Here is a 22,273-nt window from a genome sequence, read left to right as displayed (position 1 = left end):
CCGTGCGGACGGGGCGGACCCCGGCGGCCGACGTGCTGGAGCGGCTGATGCCGGGATACCCGGCGCCCCGGCACTGGCGGCGCGTGCCGGTGACCGGACAGCACTACCTCGACCTCGGCGGCGGGCGGCCGGTGCTGTTCCTGCACGGCAACCCGTCGTGGAGCTACGTCTGGCGCGGGCTGCTGCACCGGCTGGCCCCGCACGCCCGCTGCCTGGCGCCCGACCTGCCGGGGTTCGGGATGTCCCGGCACCTGCGCCCGGCGGGCGGGGTGCCCGACCCGTACGAGGCGCAGCTGGAGGGCCTGGACGCCCTCCACCGCCACCTGGTGCGCGACCGCGGCCTGCCCGCGGAGGGCTGGACGTTCGTGCTGCACGACTGGGGCGGTCCGCTCGGCGCGGCCTGGGCGCTGCGCAACCCGGGCGTGGTGGAGCGGCTCGTCGTCTGCAACACGGTGGCCTTCCCCTTCCCCGAGGGGTTCCGGCTGCCGTTCTACCTGCGCTGGATCCGCGACCACCGGCCGGTCGCCGGCCTGGTCCACCTGACCAACGGTTTCGCCCGGACCGCCGTGCGCGCCGGGGTGCGCCGCCCGCTGCCCCCCGCCGAACGCCGCGCCCTCCTCAGGCCGTACGCCCGCCGCGCCGAACGCGGGGCGGTGACCGACGCCGTGCGGGCCATCCCCCGGGACCCGGACGACCCCGTCTGGCGGCTCCTCGAACCGCCCGCTTCCGGACCGGGGCTGGCCGAGCTGCCGCTGCTCGTCGGCTGGGGCATGCGCGACCCCGTCTTCACCCCGGACCTGCTGGGCGAGTGGGAGCGCCGTTTCCCCCGGGCCGCCGTCCACCGCTTCCCGGCGGCCGGCCACTACGTGATGGAGGACGCGGCGCCCGAACTGGCCTGCCTCGTCCGCGACTTCCTGGGGGAACGATGACCGCGACCGTTTCCGGGCTCGCCGCCCGGCTGGCCGGACGGCCCGACGGCCTCGCGCTGGTGACGTGCCGCGGGGGCGCGTCCCGCGAGGTCGGCCGGGGCGAGCTGCTGCGCGACTGCCACCGGATCGCCCGCGCGCTGCACGAGGCCGGGGTGCGGCCCGGCCACAAGGCCGTCGTGATGACGCGCGACGCCCACGACCTGACGGCCGTCACCTACGCCCTCGGCGTGCTCGGCGCCGTGCCGGTGCTGATCGAGCCGCGCGCCGAGGTGAGCCGCTGCCTGGAGGACGTCGCCCCGGACGTCTTCGTCGGCGAGGCCCTGGCCCACCTCGGACGCCGCGTCCTGCGCTGGGGCCGGCCGCACGTGCGCATCCCCCTGGTCACCGGCCCGGCCCCGGTCCCGGGCGTGCGGCGGCTGGTCACCACGGCGCCGGACGCCGGCCCGGAGACCCCGCCGGACCCGCACGAGCCCGACGCCGACGACACCGCCCTGATCGCCTTCACCTCCGGCTCCACGGGGCGGCCCAAGGGCGCCGAGTACCGGCTCTCCACGGTGGCCGGGCAGCTCGACGCGCTGACCGCGCTGATCGCCCCCCGGCCCGACGACGTCCTCCTCGCCGGTTTCCTGCCCATCGCCCTGCTCGGTCCGCTGCTGGGTCCGGTCACCGTCGTCCCGGCGGTCGACCACCTGGCCCCGGCCCGCACCCGGCCGCGGGAGGTGGTGGGGCCGGTCCTGGAACACCGGGCCACCGTCGTCCTGGCGTCGCCCGCCGTGCTCACCCTGCTCGCGCGGCACTGCCTCCGCCACGGCGTCCGGCTGCCCTCGGTGCGGCAGGTGCTGTCCTTCGGCGCGCCGCTGCGCGTCGGCCTCGCCGAGGCGCTGCGCGCCGTGGTGCCGGACGACGCGGAGATCCTCAGCGTCTACGGCGCGACGGAGTGCCTGCCCGTCTCCTCGATCGGCGACCACGAGCTGCGCGACACCCGCACCGCCCCGCCCGCCGGGCACGCCGGCACCTGCCTGGGCCGCCCGCTGCCGGGCGTCCGGGCCCGGATCCTGGACGCCGACGCCACCGGGGCCGGCGAGATCGCGGTGGGCGGCCCCGTGGTCAGCCCCGCCTACCACGGGCGCCCGGACGCCGACGCCGCCGCCAAGAGCGTCACCGGCGAGGGCCTGCTGCACCGCACGGGCGACCTCGGCCGGATCGACGACGAGGGCCGGCTGTGGTTCCTCGGCCGCAGGGCGCACCTGGTGACCGGGGTGGACACGGACACGGGCGCGGCCTTCACGCTCGCCCCCGAGGACCTGGAGGCGACGGCGGACACCGCGCCGGGCGTGCGGCGCACCGCCCTGGTCGGTGTCGGGACGGCCCGCCGCGAACTGCCCGTGCTCTGCGTGGAGCTGCTGCCCTCCGTCGCCCGCGCCGGCGCTCTGGCGGCCGTGCGGGAGGTCGTGCGGGGGCATCCGGACGGACACCGGGTGGGCGCCTACCTGCTGCACCCCGGCTTCCCCACCGACCCCCGGCACAACTCCAAGACCGACCGGGGCCGGCTGGCCGGCTGGGCCGCCCGGCGGCTGCGCGGGAGGCTGCCGTGAAGGTCCTCGTCACCGGAGGGAGCGGCTTCCTCGGCCTGGAGCTCTGCCGCCGCCTGCGCGGCCGGGGGGACACCGTGGTCTCCCTGAACCGGCGGCACAGCACCGCACTGGAGCGGCTGGGCGTCCGGCAGCACCTGGGCGACCTCGCCGACGCCGGGGCGGTCTCCCGCGCGGTCGCCGGCCAGGACGCCGTCGTCCACAACGCCGCCCTGGCCGGGGTCAGCGGCCCGCCCCGGCCGTACTGGACCACCAACGTCCTCGGCACCCGGCACGTGATCGCGCAGTGCCGGGCCCACGGCGTGCGCACGCTGGTGTTCACCTCCACCGCCAGTGTCGTCTTCCGCCCCGGCGGCCTGGAGGGCGTCGACGAGAGCCTGCCGTACGCCCTCCAGCACCTGGCGCCCTACCCGGCGACCAAGGCGCGCGCGGAGGCGCTGGTGCTCGCCGCGCACGGACCGGGCCTGGCGACGGTGTCGCTGCGCCCGCACATCGTCTGGGGGCCGGGCGACCCGCACTTCGGGCCCGCCCTCGCGCGCGCCGTGCGGGCCGGTCTGCTGCCGATGCCGGGGCAGGGCGGCAACCTCGTCGACACCACCCACGTCCGTACCGCCGCCCACGCCCACCTGCTCGCCCTGGACCGGCTGCGGCGGTCGCCCGAGGCGGGCGGCCGGGCCTATTTCATCAGTCAGGGCGACCCGCGGACCCTGCGCGAGATCACCGGGCACTTCCTGCGGGCGGCCGGGATCCGCGCCCGCTGGTGCGCCGTGCCGCCCCCGCTGGCGGCCGGTGCGGCGACGGCGGCCGACGCCCTGCTGCGGCTGGCCGGCAGCACCCGCACGCACGCCCTGAGCCGGTTCCTCGTCGAGGAACTGCGCCACCCGCACCACTTCGACCTCACCGCGGCGCGCCGCGACCTCGGCTTCGTGCCGCCCGTCTCGTTCGACGAGGGCGTCGCGGAACTCCTCCCGTCCCGACTCAGCTAGGACTCACCGTGCCGGACTCCTACGACATTCTGCGATCCGTCCTGACCAGCAGCTTCCGCGTCCCCGAGGACGAGATCGAGCCCGGGCGCACGTTCGCGCAGCTCGACCTGGACTCGCTCGCCCTGACCGAGCTGGTGCTCGTCCTCCACGAACGCCTCGGCGTGCGGATGAGCACCGAGGCCGCCTCCCGCACCGCCACCCTGGAGGAGGCCGCCCGGCACCTCGACGCGCTGCGGGCGGAGGGCGCCCGCCCGGTGGGGCCCTCGTGACCGTCGCCGTCACGGGTCTGGGCCTGGTCACCCCGGCCGGGGAGGGCGCCGGCGCCGCCTGGGACGCGGTGTGCCGGGGGGCGGGCACGGCGTCCCGCGACCCGGCGCTGGCGGGTCTGCCCGTCGACTTCTCCTGCCGCGTCCCGCTGTCCCGCGAGGAGCTGGACCGGCGCGTCGGGCGCGCCTCGTGGCGCATGGCGCGCAACGCCGTGCTGGCGGTGCTGGCCGCCCGGGAGGCGGTCCACGACGCCGGCCTGGACCCGGTGACGTGGGACGCCGGGCGGGTCGCCGTCGTCATCGGCTGCGGCATCGGCGCGGACGCGGTGCGCGAGGAGCAGGGCAGGCGCCTGGAGCGGGGGGACGCCCGTCTGGTGTCCGCGCTGACCGTCCCGCAGGTCCTGCCGAACATGGCGGCCGGGGAGGTCTCCATCGACCTCGGGGCGCGCGGGCCGGCCCTCGCCCCGGCCACGGCGTGCGCGTCCGGCGCCACCGCCCTGGCCGTGGCCCGCGACCTGCTGGCCGCCGGCCGGTGCGACATCGCCGTGGCGGGCGGCACCGAGGCGGCCCTCTCCCCGCTCGCCGCCGCCGGTTTCTGGCGCATGGGCGCGCTGTCCGGGCGCACCGACGCGCCGGCCACCGCGTCCCGGCCGTTCGCCGAGGACCGGGACGGGTTCGTCCTCGCGGAGGGCGCGGGCGTCCTCGTCCTGGAGCGCACCCGGGACGCAAAGGCGCGCGGCGCGTCCGTGCGGGCCCGGCTCGTGGGCTGCGGCAGCGCCTCGGACGCGCACCACCCGACGGCGCCCGACCCGGACGGCCGGGGGGCGGAGGACGCCCTGCGCGCCGCTCTCGCGGACGCGGGCCTGGTGCCGGGCGACGTCGACCACGTCAACGCGCACGGCACCTCCACGCAGCTCAACGACGCGGGTGAGGCGGCCCTGATCTCCCGGGTGCTGCCGCACCGCCCGAGCGTGACCGCGCCGAAGGGCGTGCTGGGGCACGGCCTGGGGGCGGCGGGCGCCGTCGAGGCGGCGCTGACCGTGCTGACCCTCCAGCACCGCACGGTGCCGCCGGTCGGCAACCTGCGGGCGCCCGCGGCGGGCTTCGGCATCGACTGCGTCACCAAGGAGCCGCGCCGCCAGGACGTCCGGGTGGCGGTCAGCCACTCGTTCGGGTTCGGCGGGCACAACGTCGTCCTGGCGTTCGCCTCCTGACGCCCCGGGGCCCGGCGCCCGCACCGCTCGGGTGCGGGCCCCGGGCCTCCGAGGCCGGGCGGACCGGCCGGGTCAGCCGGGTCCCCCGCCGGGGGATCCGACGGCGCCGGGCTCCGCGTCCCGCCCGCGCGCCAGCCGGCTGTGCCGGCGGCTGTAGAGGAAGTACACGACGACGCCGATCGCCATCCAGACGCCGAACCGGACCCAGGTCTCGGCGGGCAGGTTGAGCATCAGCCACAGCGAGGCCGCCACCGACACGATCGGCAGCACCGGCACCCACGGGGCGCGGAAGGCGCGGGGCAGGTCGGGCCGGGTGCGGCGGAGGATGAGCACGCTGATCGCGACGATGACGAAGGCGAACAGCGTGCCGATGTTCACCAGCGCGGCCAGTTCGTTGAGCGGGGTGAAGCCGGCCAGCACCGCGATGAGGACGCCGAGCAGGATGGTCGGCCGGTGCGGGGTCTTGAAGCGCGGGTGCACCCGGGAGAAGAAGCGGGGCAGCAGCCCGTCGCGGCTCATCGCGAAGAACACCCGGGTCTGGCCGAGCAGCAGGATCATGCAGACGGTCGTCAGGCCGACGGCGGCCCCGAAGCTGATGAAGCCGGCGAACCAGGGATGCCCGGTGGCCTTGAACGCGTCCGCGAGCGGGGCGTCCACGGACAGTTCGGTGTAGTGCTGCATGCCGGTGACGACGATCGACACCAGGACGTACAGCAGGGTGCAGATGAACAGCGAGCCGAGGATGCCGCGGGGCATGTCGCGCTGCGGGTTCTTGGTCTCCTCCGCGGCCGTGGCGACGATGTCGAAGCCGATGAAGGCGAAGAAGACCACCGAGGCGGCGGTGAAGATGCCCATCACGCCGAAGTTGGCCGGGGCCCAGCCGAACATCAGCTGGATCAGCGGGGAGTCGAGGCTCTGCCCGGCCGGGACGGGCTGGGCGGGCGGGATGAACGGGTCGTAGTTGTCGGCGGTGACGAAGAAGGCGCCGGCGATGATCACGACCAGCACGACGGTCACCTTGATGGCGACGACGACCGAGGTGACCCGGGCGGACAGCTTCATGCCGAGGACGAGGATGCCGGTGAGCACCAGCACCAGGGCGGCGGCGAGGATGTCGAAGCCGAACACGTCGGAGCCCTCGCGGCTGCCGAGCACCGCGGGCATCTCCCACCCGGCGTTCTCCATGAGCGACTGGATGTAGCCCGACCAGCCGACGGCCACCACCGCCGTGCCGAGCGCGAACTCCAGGACCAGGTCCCAGCCGATGATCCAGGCCGGCAGCTCGCCCAGGGAGGCGTACGAGAACGTGTACGCGGAGCCCGCCACGGGGACGGTGGAGGCGAACTCGGCGTAGCAGAGCGCGGCGAGCGCGCAGACGACACCGGCCACCACGAAGGCCAGGGCGGTGGCCGGCCCGGCGTTGTCCTTGGCGACCGTACCGGTGAGGACGAAGATGCCGGTGCCGATGATGACGCCGACACCGAAGACGGTGAGATCCAGCGCGGACAGGGACTTCCTGAGGGCGTGCTCGGGCTCCTCGGTGTCGCGGATGGACTCCTCCACCTTCTTCGTCCGGAAGAGGGGGCTGGTCACGGGTACCTCCCACGCTTGTCGTCCTCGACATGATCGAGAGGGGGCGTGACGCGCATGCCCCGACGCGGGCGCCTTCACGCGAGCGGGCCGCGCGCGCCACTCCTCACAGTGGCACGCGCGGCCCGTCCGGACCACGTGAGCGCGACCGGCCCCGTGACGGCGGGTCGCGCGCGGACGGCGGGTCAGTCCCGGGCGGGCTCCACCGAGTCGACGGCGTCCGCGGAGGAGCGCTCGTACCTCCCGTCCAGCTTGGCCACGAGACCGGTGACCTGGCGGGCGACGTCCGGGGCGGTCAGCCCGATCTCGGCGAGCACCTCGGCGCGCGAGGCGTGGTCGAGGAAGCGCGGCGGGATGCCGAAGTCGCGCAGCGGCATGTCCACCCCGGCGTCGCGCAGCGCCTGGGCGATCGCGGAGCCGACACCGCCGACGCGCGAGTTGTCCTCGACGGTGACGACGACGCGGTGCTTCGCGGCGAGCGGGGCCATGGCCTCGTCGACGGGCTTGACCCAGCGCGGGTCGACGACGGTGGTGGAGATGCCCTGCCGGTCCAGCAGGGACGCGGCCTCCAGGCACATCGGCGCGAGGGCGCCCACGGAGACCAGCAGCACGTCGGGGGTGTCGGTGCCGGGCTCGCGCAGCACGTCCATGCCGCCGACGCGGCCCACGGCGGGCACGGCGGGACCGACGGCGCCCTTGGAGAAGCGCACCACGGTGGGGGCGTCCTCGACGGCGACGGCCTCGCGGAGCTGGGCGCGCACCTGGTCGGCGTCGCGCGGGGCGGCGAGCCGGAGCCCGGGCACGACCTGGAGGATCGACATGTCCCACATGCCGTTGTGGGAGGCGCCGTCGGTGCCGGTGACGCCGGCCCGGTCCAGCACGAAGGTCACGCCGCACCGGTGCAGGGCCACGTCCATGAGCACCTGGTCGAAGGCGCGGTTCAGGAAGGTGGCGTACACGGCGAAGACGGGGTGGACGCCCGCGTGGGCGAGGCCGGCGGCGGAGACCGCGCCGTGCTGCTCGGCGATGCCGACGTCGTAGACCCGGTCGGGGAAGCGCTTGGCGAACTTGTCGAGGCCGACCGGCTGGAGCATGGCGGCGGTGATGGCGACGACGTCCTCGCGCTCCTCGCCGAGCCTGACCATCTCCTCGCCGAAGACGGACGTCCAGTCGGCGCCCGAGGTGGCGATCGGCAGGCCCGTGTCGGGGTGGATCTTGCCGACGGCGTGGAAGCGGTCCGCCTCGTCCTGGAGGGCGGGCTGGTAGCCGCGGCCCTTCTCGGTGATGCAGTGCACGATCACCGGGCCGTTGAACCGCTTGGCGCGGGCCAGCGCGGACTCCAGGGCCTCGATGTCGTGGCCGTCGATGGGGCCGACGTACTTCAGGCCGAGGTCCTCGAACATGCCCTGCGGGGCGATGAAGTCCTTCAGGCCCTTCTTCGCGCCGTGCAGGGTGTCGTAGAGGGCCTGGCCGACGACCGGGGTGCGCTCCAGGAGGTCCTTGGTGCGGGTCAGGAAGCGCTCGTAGCCGTCGGTGGTGCGCAGGGTCGCCAGGTGGTTGGCGAGGCCGCCGATGGTGGGCGAGTAGGAGCGCTCGTTGTCGTTGACGACGATGACCAGCGGGCGGTCCTTGGCGTCGGCGATGTTGTTGAGCGCCTCCCAGGCCATGCCGCCGGTGAGGGCGCCGTCGCCGATGACCGCGACGACGTGGCTGTCGTCGCGCTTCATGAGCTGGTTGGCCTTGGCGATGCCGTCGGCCCAGCCGAGGACGGTGGAGGCGTGGCTGTTCTCGATGACGTCGTGCTCGGACTCGGCCTGCGAGGGGTAGCCCGAGAGGCCGCCCTTCATCTTCAGCTTGGAGAAGTCCTGCCGGCCGGTCAGCAGTTTGTGCACGTAGGACTGGTGGCCGGTGTCCCAGAGGACCTTGTCCTTGGGGGACTCGAACACCCGGTGCAGGGCGATGGTGAGCTCCACCACGCCGAGGTTGGGGCCGAGATGGCCGCCGGTCTTGGAGACCGCGTCGACGAGGAAGGTCCGGATCTCCCCGGCCAGCTGGTCGAGCTCCTCCAGGGTGAGCCGGTCCAGATCGCGCGGTCCCCTGATGCGGGTCAGCAGCGGCACCCGTGCCTCCTTGCAGTAGAGCTGATCGAGCTGTTGCCGGGCGGGTCGAGTCTAATCTTCCGCTCAACCGATCGTTCCCGGGGCGGTGCGTCGTACGTCACCCGATCGGCAGTACCCGCGAACGAGGCGTCGAGCCCTCCCGGCTCCGTCCGTCTGTCCGCGTCCCGCACGGGTACCGGAGGGCCGTCCGGCGGCGGACGGGCCGCCGACGGGCCGAGGAGCGCGGATGACGGTCGACCTGACGGGGTTCCCCGGTGTCGTCGTGGTGGCCTGCCCGGTCCCCGGGCCGGACTTCCTGGTGGTGGTGCGCTCGGCCGCCGACAGCCCCGCCCGGGGACGGGCCGCGGCGCTGGGCGCCCAGACCGGGCTGTGCGTGCACATGCTGGCCGCCGCCGCGGGCCTGTCGCTCGTCGCCGCCCGCTCCCCCGTGGTCTACGGCGTCGTCAAGCTGCTCGGCGCGGCGTATCTGGTCCTGCTCGGGGTCCGGGCGGTCCTGGCGGCCCGGCGGGCCTCCCGCGGACACGGCGCCGGGACGGCGGCGCCCGCGGACGGAGCGGCCCGCGGACGGCCGGGCTTCACGGAGGGCTTCCTCACCAACGTGCTCAACCCGAAGGCGGCGCTGTTCTTCCTCAGCGTCCTGCCGCAGTTCGTGCACGGCACGGGCTCACCCGCGCGGCAGATCTTCCTCCTCGGCGCCCTGGACGTCCTGATCGGCATCGCCTACTGGTTCGCCGTGGTCGCCGTGGCGGCCCGGTCACGGGCCTTCCTCGCCCGGCCGGCCGTCCGCCACCGCTGGGACCTGACCACGGGCTGGCTGTTCATCGCCATGGGCGTGAGCCTGGCCGCCACGACGGCCTGATCCCCGAAACACCGCTGCCCGGCACCGTGAAGGCACCGGGCAGCGGTGACGCCCAGAGGGGCGCGGGGCTCTGTCGGCCCGCGGCTTCGCCGCGTGGGCGCGGCCGGCCGGAACCGGTCCGCGGCCGACAGGTCAGGGCTAGGCCCGTCCCGCGGTCTTCTGCGTCTTCCGCGTCACCGCGTCGATGACGACGGTGGCGAGCAGCACACCACCGGTGATCATGTACTGCACCGGGGAGGCGATGCCCTCCAGCGCCAGCCCGTACTGGATGGACACGATGACCATCACACCGAGCAGCGCGTCCCACGTGCGGCCCCGGCCGCCGAAGAGCGAGGTGCCGCCGATCACCGCCGCGGCGATGACGTTCATCAGGAACTCACCGGTACCGGCGCCCTGGTTCGCGGAGGCGATCTTCGAGGCGACGAACAGACCGCCCATCGCGGCGAAGGTGCCGGCGATCGCGAAGACCGAGATCCGGATCAGCTCCACGTTGATGCCGGCGCGGCGGGACGCCTCGACGCTGCCGCCGAGCGCGAACACCTTGCGGCCGTAGGAGGTGCGGCGCAGCACGAAGTCCGTGAGGACCAGGAAGGCCAGGAAGATCACCACGGCCAGCGGCAGGCCCTTGTACTGGTTGAACACGATCGCGACGGCGAAGGCCAGGACCGCGAGCAGCGCCGTCCGCACGATGATCTCGTTCAGCGGGCGGGAGGGCACCCCGGCGGCCTCGCGGCGGCGGCTGTCGAAGAACGCGGCGAGGAAGTACGCCACGGTCGCGAACAGCGCCAGACCGTACGCGGCGGCCACGTCGCTGAAGTAGTAGCTGGTCAGCTTGACGACCAGGCCCTCGGAGTCCAGGTTGATGGTGCCGTTGGAGCCGAGGATCTGGAGCATGAAGCCCTGCCAGAACAGCAGGCCGGCGAGGGTGACGGCGAAGGCGGGCACGCCGATCCGGGCGAAGATGAAGCCGTGGATCGCACCGGCGACGGTGCCCGTGAGGATCGCCAGCACCAGGGCCAGGATCTCGTTCATGCCGTTCGTGATGTTCAGCACGGCGAACGTGGCGCCCGCGACACCGCTGACGGAACCGACCGACAGGTCGATCTCGCCGAGCAGCAGGACGAAGACGATGCCGACGGCGATCATGCCGGTGCCGACCATGGCGACGGACATGTCGGAGAAGTTGCCGGCGGTGAGGAAGTTGCCGTTCAGGCTGGTGAAGATGGCCCAGATGACCAGCAGGCCGACCACCACGGGGATGGAGCCGAGGTCACCCGCCTTCATCTTCCGCTTGAACTCGTTCCAGTAGCCCGCCAGGCCCTGTTCGCGCACCAGCAGCCGGGGGTCGACCGCGGTGACCGCCTTGGCGGGCGCGTCGGGGTTCGCCACGGAGTGGTCCTCGGCGGCGGGGGTGGAGGTCTTCTCGGTGCTCACTTCGCGATCTCCCCATTGGTGCGCGCCGCACGACGGGTCACGGCGTTGTCCGTGGCGCCCGTGATGGCGGAGATGATTTCTTCCTGCGAGGTCGACTTGACCTCGAAGACACCGTTGTTGCGTCCGAGGCGCAGCACGGCGACCTTGTCCGCCACGGCCTTCACGTCCGCCATGTTGTGGCTGATGAGGATGACCGCGTGGCCGCGCTCGCGCAGCCGCTCGACCAGGTCGAGGACCTGCGCGGTCTGCTCGACGCCGAGGGCGGCGGTGGGCTCGTCCAGGATGACCAGCTTGGGCTCGCCGAGCATGGACCGGGCGATGGCGACCACCTGGCGCTGACCACCGGACAGCGAGGCGATCGGGATGCGGACGCTGGGGATGCGGATCGACAGGGTGTCGAGGAGCTCGCGGGAGCGGCGCTCCATCTCCACCTCGTCCAGGACGCCGCGCCTGCGCAGCTCCCGGCCCAGGTAGAGGTTGCCGACGACATCGATGTTGTCGCACAGCGCGAGGTCCTGGTACACCGTCGCGATGCCCAGGTTCTGGGCGTCGTGCGGCTTGTTGATCTGCACGGGCCTGCCGTCCCACTCGATGACGCCTTCATCGATGGGGTGCACGCCGGCGATCGTCTTGACCAGCGTGGATTTTCCGGCGCCGTTGTCGCCCACCAGGGCGACCACTTCACCGGCGTGGACCTCAAGCTCGACGTCGGTGAGCGCCTGGACGGCACCGAACCGCTTGGAGACCCCGCGCAACGCCAGCACGGGCGTAGCGGACACGTGAACCATCTCCTTCGCCGCCTGACCCGGCGGGAGGTTGTGCAAGGGATTGGGGGGGTGTTCCGACCGGCGCCCCGCGTAGCTTGCGGGGCTGATGTGTGCGGGGCGCCGGCGGAAGCGCGTGGCAGTCGTCCCGTCGGGGAGTCCGGGTCTGCGGACTCCCCTCACCGACGGGCGGCGGGACTGCTTACTTGAGGCCGATCTTGTCGCAGGCGGCCTTGTACTTGCCCGTGCAGATCTCCTGGACGGTGTAGATGCCGTCCTTGATCACGGTGTCGTTGATGTTGTCCTGGGTCAGCGAGACGACCGGGACGATCACCGACGGGATCCCCTTGGTGGTGGGGCTGTCGACCTTGTCCTTGGCGATGGAGTCCAGCGACTTGCCCTGGGCCAGCGCGACGGCCATCTCCGCGGCGACCTCCGCCTCCTGCGGGTACGGCTTGTAGACGCTCATGTACTGCTCACCGGTCACGATGCGCTGCACGCCCGCGAGTTCGGCGTCCTGGCCGGTGACCGGGATGTTCTTCATGCCCGCGGCCTTGAGGGCGGTGATGATGCCGCCCGCCATGCCGTCGTTGGCGGAGTAGACGCCGACGATCTTGTCCTTGCCGAGGGCGGAGATGGCGCCCTCCATGTTGGCGTTGGCGTTCTCGGGCTTCCACTCCTTGGTGTCGTACTCGCGCCCGATCTTGACCTTGCCGTCGAGGACGGAGTGCGCGCCCTCCTTGAACATGGCGGCGTTCGGGTCGGTGGAGGAGCCGTTCATCATGACGATCTGGCCGTCCTTGGCCTTGTCGCCCAGCGCCTCGAGCAGGGCCTCACCCTGCGTCTTGCCGACGGTCACGTTGTCGAACGACGTGTAGGCGTCGATCGGGCCCTCGGCGAGGCGGTCGTAGGCGACGACGGGGATGCCCGCGTCCTTGGCCTTCTTCACGGAGCCGGCGATGGCCTTGGAGTCCACCGCGTCCACGATGAGCACGTCGACCTTGTTGGTCACCATCGTGTCGACCTGCTGGTTCTGCAGGCTGGCGTCCTGCTTGGCGTTGGCGTAGACCACCTCGCCCTTGTTGTTCGTGAGCTCCTTGACCTTCTTCTCGATCAAGGGCTTGTCGAGCTTCTCGTAGCGCGCGGTCTGGTTCTCCGGCAGGAGCAGACCGACCTTGATGTCGTCGCCCTTGGCGGCGGCGGACTCGCCCGAGTCGCTCTTGTCGCCGGACTCCGCGGCGCTGCCACAGGCGGCGAGCGAGACGGCCATCGCACCCGCGGCGATGGCGAAGGCGGCACGGCGCATACGCGTGTTCACTTCTACAAACCTCCCTGACGAGGCCGCGACGTTGCGGCCGAGGTGGCTGGAAGTCAACTCGGCCACACGTGCGACGTCAAGAAGTAAATCCTTAACGAGATGGCAACGGTGCCATCCGTTCTCTAAGTGAAGGCAGGGGTGGAGGCGGCGAGGGTCCCCGTCGCAGTTCCGTCCAGAAGGGTCGAATCGCCCATCTCGCTCAGTGCCAGGGCGAGGGCGCCCAGCACCTCCGCGCGGCCCCCGAGTGCCCCCGGGAGAACGGAGAGTTGACGCGCGGCACTGGGGATGGCGTAGCGTCCCACGGACTCCCTTATGGGGCCCAGGACCAGCTCGCCGGCCTCGGCCAGATCGCCGCCGAGCACGACCCGGCTCGGGTTCAGCAGATTGCACAGATTGGCGACGCCGCTGCCGATGTGACGGCCCACGTCGGCGATCACCCGTCGGCATCCCGGGTCGCCCTCCCGGGCCAGCCGTACGACGCCCTCCATGGTCAAGTCCGTGCCGTGGCTGGGCTGGAGGAGCGGCAGCACGTAGCGCGCGGCCGTGAAGGTCTCCAGGCAGCCGCGGTTGCCGCAGCGGCAGACCGGGCCGGACTCGTCGAGGGTGATGTGCCCGATCTCGCCCGCGGTGCCGCCCGGGCCGCGGTAGATCTTCCCGCTGATCACCAGGCCGGCGCCGACACCGCTGGCGACCTTGATGTACGCCAGGTCGCGCACGCCCCGGCCGCTGCCCCAGACCATCTCGCCGAGGGCGCCGAGGTTGGCGTCGTTGTCCACGTGCACCGGCACGCCGAGCCGCCCCCGCAGCTCCTCGGCGGGACGGGTCCCGGTCCAGCCGGGCAGGATCGCGGTGGACCCGAGGGTGCCGGACTCGACGTCGATCGGGCCGGGCACGCCGAGCCCGACGCCCGCGACCTTGGACCGGTCCACCCCGGTGGCCTCGACCAGCCGGTTGACCAGCTGTTCCGCCCGGTCGAAGCCCTGGGAGGAGGAGGCGTCCACGTCCAGCGGCTCGGACTCCTCCGCCAGCACCTGGTGAGCGAGGTTGCCCACCGCGACCCGCAGGTGGGTGTGGCCGAAGTCGACCCCGATGACGATGCCGGCGTCCCCGCTGAGCGACACGCTGCGGGCCCGGCGTCCCCCCGCCGACGTGGGGGTCACCTCGACCGTGCCGCGCTCCTTGAGCTCCCGGACGATGTTGGAGACCGTGGCCGCGGACAGTCCGGTCGTCCTCGCGATCTCCGCCTGGGTGAGGGACCCCGCCAGACGTACTGCCCGGACGACCCGCTCCAGGTTGGCTCGGTGCAGCGACGACTGCGACCCGGGAGTCTCCACGACGACCTCCTGCGCGCGGGGCCGCTTCGGCGGGGCCCCGTTCATGTCCAACTAGTGAACTCTAAGCTGAGCCGTTCGGGTCGCCTCCCGTCAAGAGGTTGAACCGTTTCCGGGCGCACGGACCTACGCGCACACGCCGCTCCCTGGGACGGGAGCGGCGTGTGAGGGGCGGGTTCCGCTGCGTTACTTCAAGGTGGCGGAGGTGAGGCCGGCCTGCACCTGCCGCTGGAAGGACAGGTAGACCACCAGCATGGGCACCATCGCGATGGTCACGCCGGCGAAGAGCACCGGCAGGTCGGAGGCGTAGCCCTGCTGCTGCTGGAGCTGGATGAGGCCCTGGGTGAGCACGTAGCGCTCCGGGTCGTCACCGCTCTGCGGCTGCATCAGCACGGTCGGCAGGATGTACTGGTTCCACTGGCCGAGCGTGTTGAAGATCCCGACGCTGATCAGTCCGGGCTTGGCCATCGGCAGCATGACCTGGAAGAACGTCCGGGTGTGCGAGGCGCCGTCCAGGATCGCCGCCTCGAAGACCGCGGTCGGCAGGGTCCGGAAGAAGGCGTGCATGAAGAACACCGTGAACGGCAGCGAGTAGGCCACGTACACCAGGGCCAGGCCGTGGTAGGTGTTCAGCATGTCGAGCCGCTTGACCATGAAGAACAGCGGCACGAGGGCGAGGAACACGGGGAACATCGCGCCCGCGACGAAGAAGTAGTACAGCAGGCGGTTGCCCCAAAACTCGTAGCGGGCCAGCACGTAGGCGGCCATCGAGCCGAACAGCATGGTCAGCGGCACCGAGATCACCAGCACGATCACGGTGCTGGTGAAGTAGTCGCCGATGCCCTTCTCCCAGGCGCGGGAGAAGACGCCGAGGTCCCAGTTCCGCGGCCAGCCGAAGGCCGAGGCGCCGATCTGCGCGTCGGTCTTGAAACTGCTCAGCACCAGCCACAGCAGCGGCAGCACGATCAGCACCGCCCACACGGCGAGGAAGCCGTGTGAGAAGACGTTCAGCACCACGCCCTCGCCGCGCCGGTCGCCGGGGCGGACGGCGCCCTTGCTCACCGGGGGCGGGGGCGGGGTGGAGTCGCCGGCGGGGGCGGTTTCCTTCAGGGGTGCGCTCATCGTCGTTGCTCCGCCCTCAGAACTCGATGCGCTCGCGACGGGTGGCGCGCAGCATGACCACGGACACGATCAGGGTGAGGAGCAGCATGATGACGCCCATGGCGCAGGCGTAGCCGCTGCGGCCGTACAGCAGGAAGTTGCGCATCATCACGGTGGACATGACCTCGCTGTGGTGGTCGGGTCCGCCGCCGTAGTCGCCGGCGGTCATGGTGGAGACCAGGATGAACATGTCCATCGCCGCGATGCCGAGGTAGACCCAGGCGGTCTGCACGGAGTCCCAGAGCAGCGGCAGGGTGATGCGGAAGAACGACTGGGTGCGGCTCGCCCCGTCGATCAGTGCGGCCTCGTAGATGTCCCTGGGAATGGACTGCATGGCCGCGGAGAAAAGCACCAGATAGAAGCCGACGCCGTGCCAGACGACGACCGCCATGAGGGCCCACAGCACGACGTTCGGCTCGTTGAGCCATTCCACCGGATTGCTCGCCTCGACCAGCCCGAGTTCGATCAGGAGGCCGTTCAGCATACCGCCGCCGTCGCTGCGGTAGACGGCGCCGAAGAGGACGGCGAGGATCGCCAGCGACAGCACCTGCGGGAAGAAATAGACCACCCGGTAGTACTTCGATCCGGCGACTCCGGAGACCCCTCCGGAACGGCCGCGTCCGCCCGCGTTCAGCATGAACGCGAAGAACAGCGCGAGCAGAATGGTGATCACCGGGATGAACACCAGGAACAGGATGTTGTGCCAGATGGCACCCATGAAGATGTCGTCCTTGAACAACGCCGTGTAGTTGTCCAGGCCGATGAACTCGAAGGTCTGCGACTGCCCCTTCCAGTCGGTCAGCGAATAACCGAAGGTCTGGATGTACGGCCAGATGACGAAGATCAGATAGAGCGCCACGGGAAAGAGGAGAAATCCCGCGACGAACCGGTGCTGCCCTGTGCGCATGGCGTCCCTGCCCCTGGGTGTGGCCGCCGCGGACCGGCATTCCTCCCCGGCCCGCGGCGGTCGTCGGTCGAGCGAGATCAGTCGCGGCGGTTCTTCTTCGAGGCCGGGTCCTTGGCCTGCTTGTCGACCGCGGCCTGGGCCCGCTTGAGCCATTCCTTGGGCTGGATGCGCCGGGCCATCAGCTCGTTGGAGGCGTTCTCGATGGCGGCGCCCATCTCGCTGTACCACTCGGTGTACAGGTAGCGGAAGGTGTTGTCGCCGGCCGCCTTGGTCGCCTCGACCGTGGACTGGGTGCCCGGCCGCAGCTCGACGCCGGGGTCGACGCCGTCCTTGAGGATGGTCAGCGAGTTGGCCTCCTTGGCGAACAGCGTCGACCACTCCCGGGAGAGCATCATCCGCATGAACTCCTTGGCCGCGGGCTGGTTCTTGGCCTTGGACGGGATGATGAAGGGCTCGCCGGAGCCGGCCCGGATCGCCTCGAACGGCAGGGCGCTGCCGGGCAGCAGCGGCATCGGCAGGAACTTCATGTCGAAGTCGTCCGGTGTCGTCTTGAGCTGCTCGTTCTCGAGCCAGGAGCCGCTGGTGATGAAGGCGGCCTTGTACTGGTTCCAGCGGGTCTGCGACTCGGTGTGGGTCAGGCCGTTGGTGCCGGGCATCAAGTAGCCCTTCTCCACGACCTCGTAGATCGCCTCGATGGCCTCCGCGGCGGCGTCGGAGCCGACGAACGCCTTGGGGTCGAGGTTGTCGATCGCCTTCATGGCGTCCAGGCCGCCCTTCTTGGCGATCAGGTCCATGATGGCGACGTTGATGTAGTACGGGAACTTGCCCTGGTGGGCGAGGCCGCCGATGCCCTGTGCCTTGGCGTCCGCGCAGACGGCGAGGAAGTCCGCCCAGGTCTTCGGCGGTTCCCAGCCCTTCTCCTGGAAGAGCTTGCCGGAGTACCACAGGCCCCACACCGTGTAGATGTAGTTGAGGGCGACGACCTTGCCCTCCTGCATGCCGGTGTCGAGCGTGCCGGGGATGAGGGTGTCGCGCACCTTGGTGCCGGGGTCGTCGACCGACGGGGCGTCCAGCACCTCGGCGAGGTCCAGGAGCTGGCCGTTCTTGTACAGCACGTCGATCGGGATCTGCTGGGCGCCGGAGTCGTCGACGATGTCCGGCGGGTTGCCGGCGTTGAAGCGGGGCTGGAGCTTGCCCGTGATCTCCTGGGTGCCGGTGTGGACCGACGTCACTCCCCATTTCTTCTCGAACGAGGCTTCCCAGGCTTTCGCGTAGTCGTCGCCGTAACCGCCCTTGAAGATGACGATGTCGAGTTTGCTGCCTTCCTTGACGCCGAAGGGATTGGATTCGGTCGTCTCGCCCTTGTTGTCACCGGAGTCCCCCTCCCCGCCGCCGCCACTGGCACAGGCGGACAGGAAGCTCATCGTGGGGACGGACAGCAGGCCGAGTGCGGCGGACCGTTTGATCAGGTCACGGCGCCCCACGCCGCTCGTGTCACCGGTGCCGTTGCTGCCGACGGAAGTGGATCCCATGCTCAAGTCCTCGCCTTCTCCAGGACTCAGGCGGTGAACCGGATCCTTCCCGGCACCGCGTTCGGGTCAAGCTGGGTCGTGCAGGAAGTGCGGCTGGTACGGGTCGGGTGCGCTGAAGACTGCCCCGGAGTGCCGACAGGTATAGTCCACTTCACGCCGACGGAGCAAGATCGAATGCAAGGTTCCCCGTACGTCTTTTCCGAGTTGAGACCTCACGGAAACAAGAGCCCCGGGCGCCTTGCACGACGGAAAAGTCCGCGCCATCGTCGGCGAATGCGCCCATCAACCCCCTTGACATCATGGGTCACTTGACCCACTACTGGTCCTTGCGCACTGCAATTGACAACGTTGTCCAACGCAGGGAGGGTGCTCGCGCATGCAACAGAGGGTTCGGCACAGATGGGGAAGGGCGGTCGTCGCGGCGACCGCCTTCGCTCTTGCCGCGGGCTCGCAGGGCGTCGCCGTGGCGCTGCCCGACGCGCCGCCGAGGACCGACCGGGAGTTCGCCTCCTCGTTCGAGTCCGGGGACCCCGCCCCGGACTGGCTGAACACCGTGGAGACGACGCGCGGCGGCGCACGCGCCTTTGGAGTCGACGGCGGCTACAGCGCCGGCATCCCCGGCAACATCACCGACGACGTCACGCACGTCCGCGCGAGCGCGGAGAACACCAGCGGCCGGGAGGTGAAGGAGCACCTCGTCGACAGCCTGGCCGGCACCAAGTGGCTGGCCTTCGAGCCCACCGCCTGGCTGGAGTTCGACTTCGACGCGCCGGTCGAGGTGCTGCGCTACGCGCTCACCTCCGCCAACGACCACGCGGAGCGCGACCCGCGCGACTGGACCCTCAAGGGCTCCGCCGACGGCGAGAACTGGACGACCCTCGACACCCGCTCGGGCGAGACGTTCGACGAGCGCTTCCAGACGAAGACGTACCTGCTGGACGCGTCGGCCGTCGGCGCGTACCGGCACTTCCGGCTGGAGATCACCAGGAACGGCAGCGGCGGCCTGGTCCAGCTCGCCGACGTGCAGTTCGCGGCCGGCGGCGAGGACGAGCCGGTCCCCGGCCACATGCTGTCGCTGGTCGACCACGGCCCGACCGGCTCCCCGACCGCGAAGGCCCGGGCGGGCTTCACCGGCCTGCGGGCGCTGCGCTACGCCGGCCGGCACCTCGCCGACGGGCGGGCGTACTCGTACAACAAGGTGTTCGACGTCGACGTCAGGGTCGAGCGGGACACCCAGCTGTCCTACCGGGTCTTCCCCTCGATGGCGGACGGCGACCTCGACTACGACGCCACGAACGTCGCCGTCGACCTCGCCTTCACCGACGGCACCTACCTGAGCGACCTGCGCGCCACCGACCAGCACGGCTTCCCGCTCACCCCGCGCGGGCAGGGCGACGCCAAGGTGCTGTACGTCAACCAGTGGAACAACGTGGTCTCCCGGATCGGCTCGGTGGCCAGGGGCAAGACGGTCGACCGGATCCTGGTGGCGTACGACTCCCCCAAGGGCCCGGCGAAGTTCCGCGGCTGGCTGGACGACGTGGCGCTGAAGCGGGTGCGGCCCGAGCCGCCGAAGGCGCATCTGTCGGACTACGCGGTGACCACCCGCGGCACCCACTCCAGCGGCAGCTTCTCGCGCGGCAACACCTTCCCCGCGACGGCGGTGCCGCACGGTTTCAACTTCTGGACCCCGGTGACCAACGCCGGGTCGGACAGGTGGCTCTACGAGTACGCGGCGGACAACAACGACGACAACCTGCCCACGATCCAGGCGTTCAGCGCGAGCCACGAGCCGAGTCCCTGGATGGGCGACCGGCAGACCTTCCAGGTGATGCCGTCGGCCGCGGAGGGCACCCCGGAGACCGGCCGGGAGGCGCGCGAACTGGCCTTCCGGCACGAGAACGAGACCGCCCGGCCGTACTACTACGGGGTGCGGTTCGAGAACGGCGTGAAGGCCGAGATGGCGCCGACGGACCACGCGGCGATGATGCGCTTCACCTTCCCCGGCGACGACGCGAGCGTGATCTTCGACAACGTCACCGACCAGGCGGGGCTGACGCTGGACGAGGAGAACTCCTCCTTCACCGGCTACTCGGACGTGAAGTCCGGCCTGTCCACCGGCGCGACCCGGATGTTCGTCTACGGCGAGTTCGACCGCAAGGCGGTCGGCGGCGGCTCCCAGGGCGAGCGCGGCCACCTGCGCTTCGACGCGGGCGAGGACCGCACGGTCACCCTGCGCCTGGCCACCTCGCTGATCAGCGTCGACCAGGCGAAGGACAACCTGCGCCAGGAGATCGGGCGGAAGACCTCGTTCGAGAAGGTCAAGCGGGACGCCCGGCGCCAGTGGGACCGCATCCTCGGCAAGGTCGAGGTCGAGGGCGCCACCCCGGACCAGCTGACCACGCTCTACTCCAGCCTCTACCGGCTGTACCTGTACCCGAACTCGGGCTTCGAGAAGGTCGACGGGGAGTACAAGTACGCCTCGCCGTTCTCGAGGATGCCGGAGCAGGACACGCCGACCCGCACGGGCGCGAAGATCGTGGACGGCAAGGTGTACGTCAACAACGGCTTCTGGGACACCTACCGGACGACCTGGCCGGCGTACTCCTTCCTCACCCCGTCCAAGGCCGGTGAGCTGGTCGACGGGTTCGTGCAGCACTACAGGGACGGCGGCTGGACCTCGCGCTGGTCCTCGCCCGGCTACGCGGACCTGATGACCGGCACCTCCTCGGACGTGGCGTTCGCGGACGCCTACGTCAAGGGCGTCGACACCTTCGACGCGAAGGCCGCGTACGACGCCGCGGTGAAGAACGCCACCGTGGTGCCGCCGTCGTCCGGTGTGGGCCGCAAGGGCATGGCGACCTCGCCGTTCCTCGGCTACACCAGCACCGAGACCCACGAGGGTCTGTCCTGGGCCCTGGAGGGCTACCTCAACGACTACGGCATCGCCAGGATGGGCGAGGCGCTGTACGAGAAGACGGGTGACAAGCGCTACCAGGAGGAGTCCGCGTACTTCCTCGACCGGGCGCAGGACTACGTCAACCTGTTCGACTCCGAGGCCGGCTTCTTCCAGGGCCGTGACCTCGAGGGCGACTGGCGGGTGGAGTCCTCCGCGTACGACCCCCGGGTGTGGGGCCACGACTACACGGAGACCAACGGCTGGGGCTACGCGTTCACCGCCGCCCAGGACAGCCGGGGGCTGGCCAACCTGTACGGCGGGCGCGCGGGCCTCGCCGGCAAGCTGGACGAGTACCTCGCCACGCCCGAGACGGCCTCCCCGGACCTCAAGGGCTCCTACGGCGGCGTCATCCACGAGATGATCGAGGCGCGCGACGTGCGGATGGGCATGTACGGCCACTCCAACCAGGTGGCCCACCACGCCCTGTACATGTACGACGCGGCCGGGCAGCCCTGGAAGACCCAGAAGAACGTGCGCGAGGTGCTGTCCCGTCTGTACACCGGCAGTGAGATCGGGCAGGGCTACCACGGCGACGAGGACAACGGCGAGCAGTCCGCCTGGTACCTGTTCTCCTCGCTCGGCTTCTACCCGCTGGTGATGGGCAGCGGCGAGTACGCCATCGGCTCCCCGCTGTTCACGAAGATGACCGTGCACCTGGAGAACGGCCGCGACCTGGTCGTCAAGGCGCCGAGGAACAGCGCGAAGAACGTCTACGTGCAGGGCCTGAAGGTCAACGGCAAGCGGTGGAACTCCACGGCGCTGCCGCACTCGGTGATCGCCAGGGGCGGCGTGCTGGAGTTCGACATGGGCCCGCGCCCGTCGGCGTGGGGCACCGGTGAGAACGCGGCGCCGGTGTCGATCACCCAGGACGACGAGGTGCCCACGCCCCGCGCGGACGCACTGAAGGGCGAGGGACCGCTGTTCGACAACACCTCGGCGACGGACGCCACGGTGACCGAGGTCGAGCTGCCCGTGGAGGGGGCCGCCACGGCGGTGCAGTACACGCTGACCTCCGCGGAGGCCGCCAAGGCTCCCACCGGCTGGGTGCTGCAGGGCTCCGCGGACGGGACGACCTGGCAGGACCTGGACCGGCGGACGGACGAGTCCTTCCGCTGGGACCGGCAGACCCGCGTCTTCTCGGTCGCCGAGCCGAAGGCGTACGCGCACCACCGGCTGGTGCTGACCGGTGAGGCGACGCTGGCGGAGGTGGAACTGCTGAGCTGACCCCCGCTCACCCGGCGGGCCCGGACCTGGTCCGGGCCCGCCTTCTCCTTGGGACCACCCCTGGGTTTCCTGCCGGCCACGGGTACCTCC

The 22,273-nt window shown here is 71.5% G+C and carries 16 protein-coding genes; 7 read left to right on the top strand and 9 right to left on the bottom strand.

Features of this window, described 5'->3' with window-relative positions; all coding sequences use genetic code 11:
- Positions 1–2 precede the first annotated feature (2 nt).
- From ACWH4W_RS15585 to ACWH4W_RS15565, 5 genes are read left to right on the top strand one after another with little or no spacing between them, the layout of a single operon-like run.
- A complete protein-coding gene (locus tag ACWH4W_RS15585; protein WP_473076326.1) occupies positions 3–929 on the top strand; it encodes an alpha/beta fold hydrolase in 927 nt (308 codons plus the stop codon).
- On the top strand, positions 926–2,524 hold the full coding sequence (locus ACWH4W_RS15580; RefSeq protein WP_473076325.1) for an AMP-binding protein: 1,599 nt from the start codon (positions 926–928) through the stop codon (positions 2,522–2,524). The genes ACWH4W_RS15585 and ACWH4W_RS15580 overlap by 4 nt, the downstream gene beginning before the upstream one ends.
- Positions 2,521–3,507 carry an NAD-dependent epimerase/dehydratase family protein gene (locus ACWH4W_RS15575; RefSeq protein ID WP_473076324.1) on the top strand — a complete coding sequence of 329 codons (987 nt, stop codon included), beginning with the start codon at positions 2,521–2,523 and terminating at the stop codon, positions 3,505–3,507. The genes ACWH4W_RS15580 and ACWH4W_RS15575 overlap by 4 nt, the downstream gene beginning before the upstream one ends.
- A gap of 8 nt (positions 3,508–3,515) precedes the next feature.
- On the top strand, positions 3,516–3,776 hold the full coding sequence (locus ACWH4W_RS15570; protein WP_473076323.1) for an acyl carrier protein: 261 nt from the start codon (positions 3,516–3,518) through the stop codon (positions 3,774–3,776).
- Complete coding sequence (locus ACWH4W_RS15565; protein WP_473076322.1) at positions 3,773–4,987, top strand: beta-ketoacyl-[acyl-carrier-protein] synthase family protein; 1,215 nt, start codon at positions 3,773–3,775, stop codon at positions 4,985–4,987. Before ACWH4W_RS15570 ends, ACWH4W_RS15565 begins: the two co-directional genes overlap by 4 nt.
- 72 nt (positions 4,988–5,059) lie before the next feature.
- On the opposite strand, the gene ACWH4W_RS15560 is transcribed toward ACWH4W_RS15565, so the two are convergent.
- Both ACWH4W_RS15560 and dxs read right to left on the bottom strand, forming a co-directional pair.
- Positions 5,060–6,580 (bottom strand): amino acid permease, encoded by a 1,521-nt coding sequence (locus ACWH4W_RS15560; RefSeq protein ID WP_473076321.1) that lies wholly within the window; start codon positions 6,578–6,580, stop codon positions 5,060–5,062.
- Between the two features lie 182 nt (positions 6,581–6,762).
- Complete coding sequence (gene dxs, locus ACWH4W_RS15555; protein WP_473076320.1) at positions 6,763–8,697, bottom strand: 1-deoxy-D-xylulose-5-phosphate synthase; 1,935 nt, start codon at positions 8,695–8,697, stop codon at positions 6,763–6,765.
- Positions 8,698–8,923: 226 nt separating this feature from the next.
- Here dxs and ACWH4W_RS15550 point away from each other — a divergent pair, with 226 nt between their 5' ends.
- Positions 8,924–9,556: a LysE family translocator gene (locus ACWH4W_RS15550; RefSeq protein ID WP_473076319.1), complete on the top strand. Its 633-nt coding sequence runs from the start codon at positions 8,924–8,926 to the stop codon at positions 9,554–9,556.
- Positions 9,557–9,694: 138 nt separating this feature from the next.
- Here the strand turns inward: ACWH4W_RS15550 and ACWH4W_RS15545 are convergent, their stop codons facing one another.
- The 7 genes from ACWH4W_RS15545 to ngcE form a co-directional block, all read right to left on the bottom strand.
- A complete protein-coding gene (locus ACWH4W_RS15545) occupies positions 9,695–10,990 on the bottom strand; it encodes a sugar ABC transporter permease (RefSeq protein WP_473076318.1) in 1,296 nt (431 codons plus the stop codon).
- Positions 10,987–11,778, bottom strand: a complete 792-nt coding sequence (locus ACWH4W_RS15540) for an ATP-binding cassette domain-containing protein (RefSeq protein ID WP_473076317.1) — start codon at positions 11,776–11,778, stop codon at positions 10,987–10,989. The genes ACWH4W_RS15545 and ACWH4W_RS15540 overlap by 4 nt, the downstream gene beginning before the upstream one ends.
- Before the next feature lie 178 nt (positions 11,779–11,956).
- Positions 11,957–13,060 carry an ABC transporter substrate-binding protein gene (locus ACWH4W_RS15535; RefSeq protein ID WP_473077508.1) on the bottom strand — a complete coding sequence of 368 codons (1,104 nt, stop codon included), beginning with the start codon at positions 13,058–13,060 and terminating at the stop codon, positions 11,957–11,959.
- Positions 13,061–13,194: 134 nt separating this feature from the next.
- Complete coding sequence (locus ACWH4W_RS15530; protein ID WP_473076316.1) at positions 13,195–14,406, bottom strand: ROK family transcriptional regulator; 1,212 nt, start codon at positions 14,404–14,406, stop codon at positions 13,195–13,197.
- 183 nt (positions 14,407–14,589) lie between these two features.
- Positions 14,590–15,525: a carbohydrate ABC transporter permease gene (locus tag ACWH4W_RS15525; protein WP_473076315.1), complete on the bottom strand. Its 936-nt coding sequence runs from the start codon at positions 15,523–15,525 to the stop codon at positions 14,590–14,592.
- A 16-nt stretch (positions 15,526–15,541) separates the two neighbouring features.
- Positions 15,542–16,471, bottom strand: coding sequence for a carbohydrate ABC transporter permease (locus ACWH4W_RS15520; RefSeq protein WP_473076314.1), 930 nt, complete (start codon positions 16,469–16,471; stop codon positions 15,542–15,544).
- A 77-nt stretch (positions 16,472–16,548) separates the two neighbouring features.
- Positions 16,549–18,003: an N-acetylglucosamine/diacetylchitobiose ABC transporter substrate-binding protein gene (gene ngcE / locus ACWH4W_RS15515; RefSeq protein ID WP_473076313.1), complete on the bottom strand. Its 1,455-nt coding sequence runs from the start codon at positions 18,001–18,003 to the stop codon at positions 16,549–16,551.
- A gap of 376 nt (positions 18,004–18,379) precedes the next feature.
- Here ngcE and ACWH4W_RS15510 point away from each other — a divergent pair, with 376 nt between their 5' ends.
- Positions 18,380–22,183 (top strand): GH92 family glycosyl hydrolase, encoded by a 3,804-nt coding sequence (locus ACWH4W_RS15510; RefSeq protein ID WP_473076312.1) that lies wholly within the window; start codon positions 18,380–18,382, stop codon positions 22,181–22,183.
- Positions 22,184–22,273 lie beyond the last annotated feature (90 nt).

The sequence above is a fragment of the Streptomyces sp. DSM 120436 genome (assembly GCF_055778765.1).
Note: the sequence above shows the minus strand (reverse complement) of the source record. Positions and strands in the feature narration are given on the sequence as shown.

Coding starts and splice junctions, on each gene's coding strand:
- ACWH4W_RS15540 (WP_473076317.1), bottom strand. CDS start 11,778: ATGGTTCACGTGTCCGCTACGCCCGTGCTGGCGTTGCGCGGGGTCTCC.
- ACWH4W_RS15535 (WP_473077508.1), bottom strand. CDS start 13,060: ATGCGCCGTGCCGCCTTCGCCATCGCCGCGGGTGCGATGGCCGTCTCG.
- ACWH4W_RS15580 (WP_473076325.1), top strand. CDS start 926: ATGACCGCGACCGTTTCCGGGCTCGCCGCCCGGCTGGCCGGACGGCCC.
- ACWH4W_RS15525 (WP_473076315.1), bottom strand. CDS start 15,525: ATGAGCGCACCCCTGAAGGAAACCGCCCCCGCCGGCGACTCCACCCCG.
- ACWH4W_RS15520 (WP_473076314.1), bottom strand. CDS start 16,471: ATGCGCACAGGGCAGCACCGGTTCGTCGCGGGATTTCTCCTCTTTCCC.
- ACWH4W_RS15510 (WP_473076312.1), top strand. CDS start 18,380: ATGCAACAGAGGGTTCGGCACAGATGGGGAAGGGCGGTCGTCGCGGCG.
- ACWH4W_RS15550 (WP_473076319.1), top strand. CDS start 8,924: ATGACGGTCGACCTGACGGGGTTCCCCGGTGTCGTCGTGGTGGCCTGC.
- ngcE (WP_473076313.1), bottom strand. CDS start 18,003: ATGGGATCCACTTCCGTCGGCAGCAACGGCACCGGTGACACGAGCGGC.